At 67.3% G+C, this 13017-nt stretch carries 13 protein-coding genes and 1 pseudogene; 9 read left to right on the top strand and 5 right to left on the bottom strand.

Translation table 11 applies throughout. The annotated features are described in order from the left end of the window. Window positions 1-20 precede the first annotated feature (20 nt). The 3 genes and pseudogenes from ACFFJD_RS09080 to ACFFJD_RS09090 all read left to right on the top strand — a co-directional run bounded on the left by ACFFJD_RS09080 (window position 21) and on the right by ACFFJD_RS09090 (window position 2830). A complete protein-coding gene (locus tag ACFFJD_RS09080) occupies window positions 21-182 on the top strand; it encodes a hypothetical protein (protein WP_382363305.1) in 162 nt (53 codons plus the stop codon). After that, window positions 179-1035, top strand: a pseudogene (locus ACFFJD_RS09085) (SDR family NAD(P)-dependent oxidoreductase). Before ACFFJD_RS09080 ends, ACFFJD_RS09085 begins: the two are co-directional and overlap by 4 nt. 13 nt (window positions 1036-1048) lie before the next feature. Beyond that, window positions 1049-2830 (top strand): acyl-CoA dehydrogenase, encoded by a 1782-nt coding sequence (locus tag ACFFJD_RS09090; protein WP_382363307.1) that lies wholly within the window; start codon window positions 1049-1051, stop codon window positions 2828-2830. Window positions 2831-2976: 146 nt separating this feature from the next. Here the strand turns inward: ACFFJD_RS09090 and ACFFJD_RS09095 are convergent, their stop codons facing one another. The 3 genes from ACFFJD_RS09095 to ACFFJD_RS09105 form a co-directional block, all read right to left on the bottom strand. Further along, the gene (locus ACFFJD_RS09095; protein ID WP_382363309.1) at window positions 2977-3801 is read right to left on the bottom strand and encodes an alpha/beta hydrolase; all 825 of its coding nucleotides are present in this window, start codon (window positions 3799-3801) and stop codon (window positions 2977-2979) included. 14 nt (window positions 3802-3815) lie between these two features. Beyond that, on the bottom strand, window positions 3816-4589 hold the full coding sequence (gene aqpZ / locus ACFFJD_RS09100; protein ID WP_382363378.1) for an aquaporin Z: 774 nt from the start codon (window positions 4587-4589) through the stop codon (window positions 3816-3818). A gap of 67 nt (window positions 4590-4656) precedes the next feature. After that, entirely contained in the window at window positions 4657-5067 is a 411-nt protein-coding gene (locus tag ACFFJD_RS09105; protein ID WP_382363311.1) for an Mce/MlaD family protein, read from the bottom strand. A gap of 89 nt (window positions 5068-5156) precedes the next feature. On the opposite strand from ACFFJD_RS09105, the gene ACFFJD_RS09110 reads away from it, so the two are divergent. From ACFFJD_RS09110 to ACFFJD_RS09125, 4 genes are read left to right on the top strand one after another with little or no spacing between them, the layout of a single operon-like run. Next, window positions 5157-6131, top strand: a complete 975-nt coding sequence (locus ACFFJD_RS09110) for a pirin family protein (RefSeq protein WP_382363313.1) — start codon at window positions 5157-5159, stop codon at window positions 6129-6131. After that, entirely contained in the window at window positions 6128-6589 is a 462-nt protein-coding gene (locus ACFFJD_RS09115) for a MarR family winged helix-turn-helix transcriptional regulator (protein ID WP_382363315.1), read from the top strand. The genes ACFFJD_RS09110 and ACFFJD_RS09115 overlap by 4 nt, the downstream gene beginning before the upstream one ends. Window positions 6590-6592: 3 nt before the next feature. After that, complete coding sequence (locus tag ACFFJD_RS09120; RefSeq protein ID WP_382363317.1) at window positions 6593-7327, top strand: pirin family protein; 735 nt, start codon at window positions 6593-6595, stop codon at window positions 7325-7327. 10 nt (window positions 7328-7337) lie between these two features. Further along, a complete protein-coding gene (locus ACFFJD_RS09125) occupies window positions 7338-8672 on the top strand; it encodes a dipeptidase (RefSeq protein WP_382363319.1) in 1335 nt (444 codons plus the stop codon). Window positions 8673-8830: 158 nt separating this feature from the next. Here the strand turns inward: ACFFJD_RS09125 and ACFFJD_RS09130 are convergent, their stop codons facing one another. Together ACFFJD_RS09130 and ACFFJD_RS09135 are read right to left on the bottom strand one after the other, a co-directional pair. Next, entirely contained in the window at window positions 8831-10231 is a 1401-nt protein-coding gene (locus ACFFJD_RS09130) for an HNH endonuclease signature motif containing protein (RefSeq protein WP_382363321.1), read from the bottom strand. Between the two features lie 194 nt (window positions 10232-10425). After that, a complete protein-coding gene (locus tag ACFFJD_RS09135) occupies window positions 10426-11304 on the bottom strand; it encodes a serine hydrolase (protein WP_382363323.1) in 879 nt (292 codons plus the stop codon). Between the two features lie 304 nt (window positions 11305-11608). Between ACFFJD_RS09135 and ACFFJD_RS09140 the strand changes: the two genes are divergently transcribed. Beyond that, entirely contained in the window at window positions 11609-12178 is a 570-nt protein-coding gene (locus ACFFJD_RS09140; protein ID WP_382363325.1) for a hypothetical protein, read from the top strand. Further along, window positions 12139-13017 carry an N-acetylmuramoyl-L-alanine amidase family protein gene (locus ACFFJD_RS09145; RefSeq protein ID WP_382363327.1) on the top strand — a complete coding sequence of 293 codons (879 nt, stop codon included), beginning with the start codon at window positions 12139-12141 and terminating at the stop codon, window positions 13015-13017. The genes ACFFJD_RS09140 and ACFFJD_RS09145 overlap by 40 nt, the downstream gene beginning before the upstream one ends.

The raw sequence follows: 13017 nt of genomic DNA on the forward strand, positions 1-13017 counted from the left end.
TGAGGCGCTACCATCCACTCGTGCTGGAAGAGTTGAACAAGAAGGCCAAGAACGTCGGTCTGCACGTCGCCGATGCCAAGAAGCCGAAGCTGTACACCATCCGCAAAGTCAAGAACGGCAAGCTCGTCGCCAAGAACGTGACGGGCGATGACGCGATGCAGATCATCAAGAAGTACAAGTGATCCCGGGTGCCCGGGCGGTGGCGCAGGCAGCGCTCCGGCCCGCGCGCCTGCTGCTCGACCTCCCCGACCGGTTCACCACCCAGCACCGTGACCTGACCGGTCAGCTCATCGTCATCACCGGGGCCTCGTCGGGCATCGGCGAAGCCGCCGCCCGACAGTTCGCCGCCGAAGGCGCGGAGATCGTCGCCGTGGCCCGCGACCTCGAACGACTCACCGCCGTATGCGGGGACCTCACACAAGCGGGTGCCACCGCTCATCCGATGATCGCGGATCTAGCCGACGTCGAGGCCGCCGGTGAACTCGCCGCGCAGATCCAGACCCGCTTCGGCACACCGGATGTCTTGGTCAACAACGCCGGCCGCTCGATCCGCCGTTCCGTCCTGGACACCGTCGATCGCTTCCACGACTACGAGCGCACCATGGCGCTGAACTACTTCGGCGCGGTGCGCCTGACCACCGCGCTCCTACCCGGCATGCAAGAGCGCGGTCGCGGCCGCATCATAAACGTGGTGACGTGGGGAGTCGCTGCCGGCTCGATGCCGAAGTTCAGCGCCTATCACGCGTCCAAGGCCGCGCTGGCCGCCTTCGGCCGCAGCCTGGACGACGAGTGCCGCGGCACGGGCGTCACCGTACCAACGTCGGTTTCCCGCTGGTGCGCACACCCATGATCGCGCCGACCGCCGACTACGACGACGCCGTCGCGCTGTCCGCGGACGAAGCCGCGAGCTGGATCGTGCGAGCTGCACGTACCGGACAGGCCGAGATCTACCCCCGATACGCGGTGGCGCTGCGAGCCATCGCGGAGGTCTCGCCGCGCTGGGCGGGCGCCCTGATTCGGCGGTCCGGAATCTGAGACACTAGCGGGCATGGCTGATTTCATGTCCCGCGAAGACCTCGATTTCCTGCTGTACGAATGGCTCGACGTCGCCGCGCTCACCGAGCGTCCGCGTTTCGCCGAGCACTCGCGCGAGACCTTCGACGCGGTCCTGGACCTCAGCCACGACATGGCTGCCAAGCTGTTCGCTCCGCACAACAAGAAGTCGGACCAGACCGAGCCGCAGATCGGCCCCGACGGCAAGGTTGTGCTGCTCGACGAGGTGGCCACCGCGGTGCGTGCCTTCGCCGAGGCAGGCCTCAACGCCGGTTCCTTCGACGAGGAACTGGGTGGAATGCAGTTGCCGCACACTGTTTCCCGCGCATCCATGGTCAATTTCCAGGCGGCCAACGCGGCCACCTCGTCGTACGGGTTCCTGACCGTGGGCAATGCGAATCTGCTCGCCAAGTACGGATCGCCGGAGCAGATCGACACCTGGGTTCGCCCCATGCTGGAGGGACGCTTCTCCGGAACCATGTGCCTGTCCGAACCGCAGGCCGGATCGTCGCTCGCCGACATCACCACGCGCGCCCTCCCGAACGGCGACGGCACCTACGCCATCACCGGCACCAAGATGTGGATCTCCGCCGGTGATCACGAGATCACCGAGAACATCGTGCATCTGGTGCTGGCCAAGGCGCCGGGCGGCGGGCCCGGTACCAAGGGCATCTCGTTGTTCGTGGTCCCCAAGTTCCTCACCGACGGCACCCGGAACGACGTCGCACTGGTGGGACTGAACCACAAGATGGGAAATCGCGGCACCACCAACACACTGCTGAACTTCGGCGACGGCACCTTCGGGGTCGACGGGGTCGACGGCGCCGTCGGCTACCTCGTCGGCGAGGAACACCACGGGCTGCGCTACATGTTCAACATGATGAACGAGGCGCGGATCGGTGTCGGTTTCCTGGCGACCGCCCTCGGCTACGCGGGATACCTGCAATCGGTGGAGTACGCGAAGACGCGCGAGCAGGGTCGCCCGATCGACGTCAAGGGTCCGGACGTGGCACCGGTCCCGATCATCGAGCACGCCGACGTCAAACGAATGCTGTTGGCGCAGAAGGCCTACGCCGAAGGCGCCCTGGCGCTCGGTCTGTACGCCTCCCGACTGGTCGACGAGGAGACGACGGCCCCCGACGAGGCCGACCGCGCCCGCGCGCACACCCTGCTGGAGGTGCTCACCCCGATCGTGAAGAGCTGGCCGAGTCAGTGGTGCTTGGAAGCCAACAGCCTGGCCATCCAGGTGCACGGCGGTTACGGCTACACCCGCGAGTTCGACGTGGAGCAGTACTACCGCGACAACCGACTCAACCCCATTCACGAAGGCGCACACGGGATTCACGGCCTCGACCTGCTCGGCCGCAAGGTGATCATGGACTCCGGAGCCGGTTTCGCGGTTCTGGCCGACGCCATCGGCGCCACCGTCGCGCGCGCCGCTGCGGCCGGCGGAGAAGCCGCGACGTACTCCGAGGCACTCGCGACCGCACTGGCCCGATTGGCCGAGGTGACCGCGACGGCGTGGGCCTCCGGCGACCCGGCGGTCGCCTTGGCGAATGCCACCGCCTACCTGGAGGCGGCAGGTCACATCGTGGTCGCCTGGATGTGGTTGGAACAGTTGCTGGCCGTCGGCGACCGCGAGGGCGCCTTCTTCAGTGGCAAGCGCGCCGCGGCTCGCTACTTCTTCATCTACGAGCTCCCGAAGACCGGCCCCCAGCTCGACCTGATCGCCTCGTGCGACCGGACGACCCTGGACGCCGACCCCTCCTGGTTCTAGGCGGTCGTTACACCGTCATCGGATTGCTCCGAACACGGTCTTCACCGGCCGTCAGACCGGAAGATGCATGTCGCGACCCGTCCTTCATGTCGACGTGCTGCAGCACGAGCGACGCGAGGGACGGGTCGCGACACCGGGGTTGAAAGCTAGTGCTCGGCGAGCCAGGCCATCATGTCGTCGAGAACCTGCTCCTGCTCGGGCTCGTTGAAGATCTCGTGGAACAGCTCGGGATAGATCTTGATGGTCACGTCACCGCCACCGCCGAGCTCGCCGATGAGACGCGTGCCATCGGCGTTGGCCAGCACGTCGGCACCGCCGTGCAGCGCCAAGGTCGGCACCCGCAGCGCAGGAAGCCGCTCCGGGAACGACGTCATCGCGCCGACGAGGGCACCGCCGAGACCGGCCGGGATCTTGCCGTGCCACACCAGCGGATCGGCTTCGTAGGCGGCGACGACCTGCGGGTCGCGACTGACACCCGATGCGGGCAGCGCCGTGGCCGGCAGCCAGGGCAACAGGCGACCCAGCACCGGCGCCAGCTTCACCATCACCGGCGGCAGATCGTCGCCGGGGACCACCGCGGGCCCGGACAGCACCAGGCCGGTGAGCTCGTCGGGGTTGTTGAGCGCATAGTCGAGCGCGATCGCACCGCCCATGCTGTGCCCGATCACGTAGAGCGGCAGGCCGTCGCGCTGCACGCCGCCGATCACCCGCTCCAGGTCGGCGCCGAAATCACTGAAGTCGTTGACGCCCAACCGTTTACCGCCGGAGCGCCCATGACCGGCGTGATCGGGGGCGATCACCACGTAACCCGCCGAGGTCAGACGTTCGACGACGTGCCCGTATCGTCCGGCGTGCTCACCGAGACCGTGCACCAGAGCGACGACGCCGAGGGCATCTGCGTCAGGACGGTGGACGTCGTAGACGATGGTGCGTCCGCGTCGACCCTGTAGCGACCGCTCTTCGGAAATCATCAAGGCTCCTTGCTCTACTGCTCGGCCGGAGTGGGCTCGGCGCCGCCGGCGATGTCCGGACGCGCGAACGGCGTGCGTTCCCACAGCAGCGGGAAGATCAGTCCGCCGAGCAGGCCACCGATCAGCGGTGCGAGCCAGAACAGCCACAGCTGGGCCGGTGCGCCGTCGCCGTTGAAGAAGGCGACCGCCGTGGAGCGCGCCGGATTGACCGACGTGTTGGAGATCGGGATGGAGATCAGGTGAATCAGCGTCAGCGAGAGACCGATCGCCAGCCCGGCGAATCCGATCGGCGCCCGACCGTGCGTCGCACCCAGAATGATGATCACGAAGAAGCCGGTCAGGATGATCTCGGCGGCGAAGACCGCACCGATGTTGTACAGACCCGGCGAATGATCGCCGTAGCCGTTGGCGGCCATGTTCCCCGTCGCCTCGAATCCGGGCTTTCCGCTGGCGATGAAGTAGAGCGCCGCGCCGGCCAGGAGGCCGCCGATCACCTGCGAGAGCCAATAGCCCGGCAGATCCTTCCACTGGAAGCGCCCGCTGACGGCGGCGCCCAGGGTGACCGCCGGATTGAAGTGTCCACCGGAGATCCACCCGACGGCGTACACCATGGTGAGGACCGTCAGGCCGAAGGCCAGGGCCACGCCCAGGAAGCCGATGCCGAGCTGCACCTTGCCCACGGCCCCATCACCGTCGACCAGGAATTTGGCTGCGAAGATCGCGCTGCCGCAACCGCCGAAGACCAACCAGAAAGTGCCGAACGCCTCGGCCAACCACTTGGCCGGCATGGACTCAGAACGCACGAGGACTCCTCGATAGGTGAACGATGTCACTCAATCGTAGAAGACGAGGCCCTCAACTCCCCGTACGGTCGGGTTTCCCACCGAACCCGAGCAGTCCGACCATCCCGCGGCCGGCCGATTCGATCACCCCGAGCGGCCGCATGGCCACCTCGCCGAGCGCCACCAACTGCTCCACCTGGCCGACGACTCGTTCCAGTCGGGTGACCACACCGGCCATCCGATTCACGGTGGTGTCGACGTTGTCCAACGACGAGTTCAATCGCGCCAGGGTGGTCTCCAGATTGTCGATCGCCCCGTCGAGATCGTCGATGGTGCCGGTCAGCCCCGCCAATACCGGGCCCATGTCCCCGAGGATCCCCTCGACCTGTCCCACGGTCTGGTCGGCGTTCATCGCCGCCTGCGCCAGCTTGCGCAGCCGTTGGCGCTCGCGAGCCGGTCGATCACTCATGGGATTGATGGCCATGAAGTGATTATGACCGCCCGGGAATAGGTTTCGGTTGCGTTCCGTTGCACCGGGCGAGATACTTCAAATCTGAACTAACTGGAGGAACCATGCCTGCCGTGACCGCAGACACCCTGACCCTGCCGCGCCTGTCCCAGGCCGGTCCCGCCGATTCCGAGCGCACCGTCGTCTCGGTGACCACCGGACCGCGCTCCTACGAGGGCGAGGGCTTCCCCGTGGTCCGCGCCTTCGCCGGAGTCTCGGCGAAGGCCCTGGATCCGTTCATCCACATGGACCAGATGGGCGAGGTGGAGTACGAGCCGGGCGAGGCCAAGGGCACCTCCTGGCATCCCCACCGCGGCTTCGAGACCGTCACCTACATGATGGACGGCCTGTTCCAGCACCAGGACTCCGCGGGCGGCGGCGGCCTGATCACCGATGGCGCGACCCAGTGGATGACCGCCGGATCGGGCATCCTGCACATCGAGACCCCACCCGCCGAGCTGGTCGAGTCCGGCGGCACGTTCCACGGCATCCAGCTGTGGGTCAACCTGCCGGCCAAGGACAAGTTCCTCACCCCGCGCTACCAGAACCTCGAGGGCGGGCAGTCGGCTCTGGTGTCGTCCTCGGACGGCGGAGCCCTGCTGCGGGTGATCGCCGGCGACGTCGACGGCCACGCCGGTCCGGGATCGACTCACACGCCGATCGCCTTCGCGCACGCCACCATCGCGCCCGGCGCACAACTGTCGGTGCCCTGGCGGGACGACTTCAACGGCCTGGTCTACGTGCTCTCCGGCAACGGCACCGTCGGTGTGGAGCAGCGACCCATCACCGGCGGCCAACTCGCCGTCCTGGGCAAGGGCAACCGGATCACGGTGGCCGCCGACGCCCACGGACAAGATGCGCATCGCCCCGCGATGGAGGTGTTGCTGCTGGGCGGGCAGCCCATCCGCGAGCCCGTTGCCGCCTACGGACCGTTCGTGATGAACACCCGCGAACAGTTGGTCCAGGCCATCGAGGACTACCAGGCCGGTCGCCTCGGGGTGATCCCGGACGACGCGCTGATGCCGCACGTCGCACGATGAGCCTGCGGATCGACGACGCCGATCCGCGGGGTCGGGCGTGGCGACTGTTCATCGAGACCAGCGCCCGCCTGACCACCGCGATCGACGAGCAGCTACGCGAGCAGTCGGAGATGAGCCTGTCCGACTATCACGTCCTGCTCCTGCTCTCCGAGGCACCCGACCAGCGTCTGCGCATGAAGGAGATCGCCCAGCGCATGGTGTTCACCGCCTCGCGGCTGACCTATCAGGTCGACACTCTGTGCAAGCGCGGCTGGGTGCGCCGGGAACGGGTTCCCCAGGACGGTCGCGGCAGCTACGCGATCCTCACCGACGAGGGTCGCGCGGCGTTCGCGACCGCCGCGCGCGGCCACCGCAAGGTGGTCGACGATCTGTTCTTCCAAGCTCTCTCCCCCACCGACGGTCAGCAGCTGGTCCACCTCATGTCCCAGCTCGCCGCCCGTCTCGACCGAACGGAGTAGACGATGTCCGTCCAGCTGCACTCCGCCGCCGACCGGCACTACTGGGCCAACGAATGGCTCACGTCCTGGCAGAGCTTCCCCGCGACCGGCAACTACGACCTGTTCGGCAACGCGCACGGCGTCCTCGTGGTGCACAACGACGACGTCGTCGCCGCGGGCGAGGGCCTGGACGCTCACCAACACCAGAATATGGAGATCCTCACCTGGGTGCTGGAAGGCGCCGTGGCGCACCGCGATTCGCATGGCCACGAGCTGGTGCTGCGACCCGGAACCCTCGGGTACATGCGGGCCGGGCGCGGTATCACCCATTCCGAGCGCAACGCCGACACTCGCTACAGCGGCGACCGGCTGCGCGTGGTGCAGATGTGGGTGGCCCCGCACAGCGACGGACTCGATCCCGCGCACGCGGAGTATGACGTCACCGAGGCACTCGCCTCGGGGGAACCCGTCGTCGTCGCCTCCGGCCGCGACGAGCACCGGGAGACCCGCGCGGTGGAGATCGCGAACCGTTTCGCCGCGCTGCACGTGGCCACGCCGCGCGCCGGCCAGCGGATCGCGCTGCCCGCAGCCCCGTTCGGCCATCTGTACGTGGCCCGCGGACAGGTCGCGGTGAACGACGCCGAGCCGGTCACCGAAGGCGACGCGTTGCGGACCACCGCGGCCGGGCCGCTGACCGTCACCGCCGTCGAGGACTCCGAAATTCTCTACTGGGAGATGCATGCGGGCTTCGACGTGTGACAGTGGAGGCATGACTGAATTGCCCCTCGCCGAGAACATCGACGCCCACATGGGACTGGCCCGCACCGATCTCACCGAGCTCGTGAGCTTCGCCTCCGTGCACGGCGACGTCGCGCACGCCGCAGCCAATCGCTCCAGTGCCGACTGGGTGGCGGGCAAGTTCACCGAGCTCGGCTTCGACTGCGAGGTGGTGGACACGTCGGACGGCTCCCCGGCGATCGTGGGCTACCGCCCCGGACCGGAGGGCAGTCCCACGGTGGCGCTGTACAGCCATCACGACGTTCAGCCCGCCGGCGACGAATCTCTGTGGGAATCACCGCCGTTCGAACTGACCGAGCGTGCGGGGCGCTGGTACGGGCGCGGCGCAGCCGACTGCAAAGGCAACCTCGTCGCCCACCTGACCGCCCTGCGGGCCGTCGGAGAGAAGGCCTCCTGCGGAATCCGCATCATCATCGAAGGCTCGGAGGAGGCCGGCGGCGAGGGACTCGAAGACCTGGTCCGCACGCGCCCGGAACTCTTCGACGCCGACCTGATCGTGATCGGCGACGCGGGCAACATCGAGGTGGGCGTGCCCACCCTCACCACCAGTCTGCGCGGCGTGGTGAACGTGCGCGTCCAGGTCGACGCGCTCGACACCGCCGTGCATTCGGGCCAGTTCGGCGGGCCTGCACCCGACGCGATGGCCGCTCTGATCGCGCTGCTCGCCACCCTGCGCGACGCCGACGGCAACACCACGATCGATCACCTGCCCGCCGACCAGCGATGGACCGGCGCGGACTACCCGCCGGAGCGTTTCCGCCCGGATGCGGGAGTGCTGCCCGGCGTCGACCTGTTGGGTTCGGGCACCCCGGCCGATATGGCCTGGGCGCGGCCGGCGGTCACCGTCATCGGGATCGACGCCCCGAGTATCGCCGAGTGCGCGGCCGCCATCATTCCGTCGGCGGCGGCCCTGCTGAACCTGCGGATCCCGCCGGGTATCGCGCCGAGCGACGCCTATGCCGCACTCGTCGCTCACCTGGAACGGCATGTGCCATGGAGCTGCTCGGTGTCGATCAGCTCCGACGCAGCCGGATGCCCGTTCGCGCCGCGCACCGACGGCCCCGGTTACACGGCGCTGACCGCTGCGATGACCCAGGCCTACGACGGCACCGCCGTGGTCCACTCCGGCCAGGGCGGCTCGATCCCCCTGTGCAACGTCCTCTCCGAGGCCGTGCCCCGCGCGGAGATCGCACTCCTCGGCGTGGAGGAGCCGCAGTGCCGGATTCACGCGCCGAACGAGAGCGTCGATCCGGCGGAGATCCGCCGGACCGCCCTCGCCGAGGCGATCCTGCTGAGCAGCTTCTAGCGCTCGCCGCCGACCCGTCGACTCGTCGGGCGCCTGACTCCGGCGGGACCCGGGCGGTCCCCGTGACCGCCCGGCCCGCCCTGTGACAGGCCCACACTATGAAATTTTCAAATAACGCATCGCGCCGGGAACCGCTCCCGACACTGGTTTCACGCGCCTCACGCGGCGCTGGCTGACAAGGTCAAGGTTCGTCGCGCATTCGACCGGATCGGTTCACGACGACGCTTCGGATGGTCGGGATCGGCCGGCGGGATGAACCACGGCTGCCGATCGCGGCCGATGAACACCTCCCACCCACCGTGATGGATGAGGGTGTGGTGCCGGCGGCAGAGCAGGACACCGTTGTCCAAGCTCGTCACTCCGCCGTGCTCCCAATGCTCCACGTGGTGCCCGTCGCACCACGACGGCGGAACACCGCAACCGGGAAAGGCGCAACCACGGTCCCGCAGCACAAGCGCCTTGCGGATGCCCGGGGTGAACAGTCGCTTCTCGCGGCCCACATTCAGCGGCACACCGTGGTCGTCCAGCAGCGCCAGAGCCACCGCAGCCTCGCACATGATCAGCTCCGCCGTGCGCGCCGAGATCGGTCCGCCGAACCCGAGCCACGGCACGGCGGTGCCGTCCTCAGACATCGGGATTGAAATCGTCTGTCCCGCACGAAGTCCTGCGCCGGAATCGAGTACCTGTCCGTTCATCACCACCGCAGCGGGCACCGACAACGTCACGTGCGGCAGCACTCCGCCGGACTCGGGACGCTCCGAATGCGACAGATACGTGCGGATCACCTGGGCCATCGCATCGGCACGCCGCCGCTTGGCCGACCGCCGATCGGACGAACCGTCCGGCTCGGGCACCGGCCGCGTGAGCGGATCCAGCGCCGCGCTGAGTTCCTCGGCGGCCACGATGTCGAAGTCGATCGTGACGGCCACCCGCCCATCGTCGGTGCGGTTCAGGGTCATCTCGTTCAGGTCGTCACGTTCGGCGACCGGAACCTCCCCGTCCGCCGGAACCTCCGGGGCCAGCTTGATCGCCCACGCCCGGGCCTTCTCCCTCACCCGCGCCGGCGAGGTCTGCACCAGCAACGAATGCACGATCTTCCGGCGATCGTCGTCGGACAACTCCACCCGACCCGCCACGTGCCCGAGACCAGACACCACCGCATCACCGTGTTCCGCCGACACCGCACCATCGCGCAATCCACGGGTCACCGGTGCGAGGTTCTCGTCGGCGATCGCCTGCCCGAGTCGGCCGGCGCGATAGGCGACGGCCGGTGCCGCCCCGAGTTCGGCGAGGATCGCCGCGCCCGACCGCACGTGCTTGCGTACCGGTAAACCGACCCGCTCGATCGCGGCGCACACCGCGGCGACCGAATAGTCGACCACATTGCGCAATCGCAAAACCGCCGCGGCTACGGCCAGGAGTTCGCGGTCGTCGTCGACCGCCCGCGCCCGGGCCAGGAACTGCCCGAGATTCGCCGGCGTATCGATGTCGGTACCGACGGGGATAGTGAGGTCGTCGCTGATCAGATCGGCGAAGGCCGTGAGGGTTGCTGCGTCCATGACGCCCACTCCTCAGGTTGCGAGAAGCCCAATAGCGTTGGAACCGGTCGAGCCCGTGACGATCAGCCTCGTAGCCACTCATGTTCCGCGAGTTCGGAATCATTGATCCCCATCTCGACTACGTCTATGTTACCTCTCACCTAAGACAGGAACGCGCGTGCGAGCCAGGCTGTTGATAACCGATTTTCGTCGCGCTAGCAGCGGCCGGCGGGGAACTTGTCGAGGTTGCGCAGCAGCCACTTGCCGACGCGCGTGACCATCGCGGTGCCGTCGGCGAACGACCCGCTCCGCGGCAGCGCCGCCACGCTCACGCCGTACTGGCCACGCGGGGTGGTGATCACCGCGAGCTGACGCACCACCTCCTTACCGTTGGTGTCCGACGCCGGACCCCAGCCACCCTTGACCGCGGCACGAACACCGCGAGAACGGGGCTGGGCGACACCCCACTGCTGATTCGGCGCCACGTGACCCATGTAGTCGAGCACCTGCCCGGTATCCGGAAGGCACGGAAGATGCGCCGCGAAGATCGCTTGATCGGCCAGTGCCCAGGGCGTATGACCGGGGTAGCTGCGCGGCTGATCGACCTCCGAGGACACCCTGGTCCGCAGATCGTGCCCCTCGCGCAGGACCGCCGTGACCGCGTCTACCGAGCGCTGACCCCCGCCGAGCACCCGCCACAGATCCTCGGCCGCCGGATTGTCGGAGAACTCGATGGCCTTGAGTTCCTGCGGAAGCGCCGCCGCACCGACATGACGCTGGGCCGCGATCGAGACGGGGACCTTCAACGTCGACCACGCGCGCGCAGACTTCAATGAGCCGAACGAAATCGGTACGTCGCCGCCCACCGGCGTGATGGCGATGCCCACCTGCCCGGGCAGCGACTTCGCCATCGATTTGGTGAGGCTTCGGAAGCTCTTGTCCAACTGAGCCTTCGGCACGGCGGCCGCGCCGAGGCTCCCATTTCCGAGGCCGAACGGGAGGTCCACGGCATGGGCCGCTCCCGCCCCCGACACCGCCGAGCAGGTCACTACGACCGCCGCTCCCACCCCGACCAGCACACGACGCAATGTCACCACACGAGCCCCTTCTGCCCCACCTATAACAGAAGTAACACTAGGGAGCGCTGGGCCGCGGGCCAAGCCGCGGCGTCAGCCTGAGACCGCGCCGTGTCCCGCCCGTTACGCATCGAGCGCAGTGACCGAGCCGACCGACTGCACGCTCTTGCACATGCCTTCGACAAGGGCCAACTACAGGGGGCAATTCATCCATTCGGCGGATACCAACAATTCGCCACCATTGATAGGGCGCTTCAGAACGCCAGAAATCGCGATCCGGCACCACCGTTCGGGCACTTGACCTTGGTCTATAGTTCCAGGCATGTATCCAGGCGATGAGCCAGATTTCAGCGGCCAAACGCAGCCACTGCAGACCGGGGGCAGCATGCAGAGCCAGTACCCACAAACCCAGCAACCGCAACGCCGGTCCCACACCGCCGTGATCGTGGCTTCCATCGTCTGTGTCAGCCTCGTGGTGACTGCAATCGCATTGGCACTTATTTTCACGGGCAACGATTCCCCGGACTCCACCGCCGCACCCGTGTCCGACGAAACGACGACAGTGATCGAGAAGCCGGGCACTACCCTGACGCAGACCCAAACGGTGGCGCCGGCGCCACCGCCCGCCCCGATGATCAACAACGCACAAGCTGCCCTGAACGCCAGCGGATTCGTCTATCCGTGCACCTCGTCGATATACCGCCAGCGCACCGGCACGACGTGCGCCTGGGCGCAGGACGTCCAGTATGAGGTTCAGCGTCGCGGCGGAACCTTCAGCAGCGTGCCGATCTACAGCGCCGGGGCGGGCACAACCATCTATACGAGTTGCCACGACGCAGGCTACTTCTACCAGTGCACCGGCCGAAACTCGACCATCGCCATCCTGAAGTGAAAGCGACGACGCATCGCCGGATGGCAGTTGCGTTACCCGCCATCGCCGCCATCGCAGCACTGCCGTCTTGCGCGACATCGAACGATCCTGCTGCCGGGTCCAGTGTTGTCACGGAGGTGGTGACAGAGATGGTCCCCGGTACCCCGACCACCAGCCAGGCCGCCGATATCGGCTGCACCGCACCGGTCATCGCGATCGATCCGGGACACAATCCGACGCCGATCGACATGTACGACCCGAAGACCGGGGCATACATGAGCGACTATTCCAATGGCGCGGAGGACTCCGACACCATGGAGGTGTCTCGTCGACTACGTAAGGATCTGGTCGCCGACGGATACACGGTCGTACTCCTCAAAAAAGGCGTCAATGAGAGCGTCTCTTATCGCGATCGGGTCACTCGGGCAGAGAAGGCCAACGCCGATCTCGCGATCAGCGTGCACACCTATACCGACGACCATCGGATTTTCGTTCAGCGCGTGGGCTTATCGCGCCAAGGCATCGGCGCCGACGGCCAGCCACACCAAGTCACCTACACCAATCGCGCGACCGCGACCGAAAGTCAGAAGCTGGCCGCAGACTTCGCGGCTGCACGCGGCAAGGTCGAAGGCCGGACGATAGAGATCACCGATAACAGCTTCGATGGTCGACCTCCGCTGTGGGCGGGCAACATTCCGATTATCGCGCTCATCTCCGATAAGGTCCCGTGGGTTTACAACGAGTTCGGAACCCCCACCGGAGGTGGATCCGTGCCCATCGGCGAGCAAGGCATTGCGACATACGCGCAGAGCCTTGCCGCGGGGGTCCGCGCGGCCGTGCCCAACAAGTGCAAAAGCTGA

Source organism: Gordonia phosphorivorans (assembly GCF_042432625.1).
Classification (GTDB): domain Bacteria; phylum Actinomycetota; class Actinomycetes; order Mycobacteriales; family Mycobacteriaceae; genus Gordonia; species Gordonia phosphorivorans.

Excerpts from the sequence above, each read along its gene's own strand:
- aqpZ (WP_382363378.1), bottom strand. The coding sequence starts at position 4,589 with ATGCCGGCCAAGTGGTTGGCCGAGGCGTTCGGCACTTTCTGGTTGGTC.
- ACFFJD_RS09125 (WP_382363319.1), top strand. The coding sequence starts at position 7,338 with ATGACTGAATTGCCCCTCGCCGAGAACATCGACGCCCACATGGGACTG.
- ACFFJD_RS09105 (WP_382363311.1), bottom strand. The coding sequence starts at position 5,067 with ATGGCCATCAATCCCATGAGTGATCGACCGGCTCGCGAGCGCCAACGG.
- ACFFJD_RS09090 (WP_382363307.1), top strand. The coding sequence starts at position 1,049 with ATGGCTGATTTCATGTCCCGCGAAGACCTCGATTTCCTGCTGTACGAA.
- ACFFJD_RS09095 (WP_382363309.1), bottom strand. The coding sequence starts at position 3,801 with ATGATTTCCGAAGAGCGGTCGCTACAGGGTCGACGCGGACGCACCATC.
- ACFFJD_RS09115 (WP_382363315.1), top strand. The coding sequence starts at position 6,128 with ATGAGCCTGCGGATCGACGACGCCGATCCGCGGGGTCGGGCGTGGCGA.
- ACFFJD_RS09110 (WP_382363313.1), top strand. The coding sequence starts at position 5,157 with ATGCCTGCCGTGACCGCAGACACCCTGACCCTGCCGCGCCTGTCCCAG.
- ACFFJD_RS09130 (WP_382363321.1), bottom strand. The coding sequence starts at position 10,231 with ATGGACGCAGCAACCCTCACGGCCTTCGCCGATCTGATCAGCGACGAC.
- ACFFJD_RS09140 (WP_382363325.1), top strand. The coding sequence starts at position 11,609 with ATGTATCCAGGCGATGAGCCAGATTTCAGCGGCCAAACGCAGCCACTG.
- ACFFJD_RS09120 (WP_382363317.1), top strand. The coding sequence starts at position 6,593 with ATGTCCGTCCAGCTGCACTCCGCCGCCGACCGGCACTACTGGGCCAAC.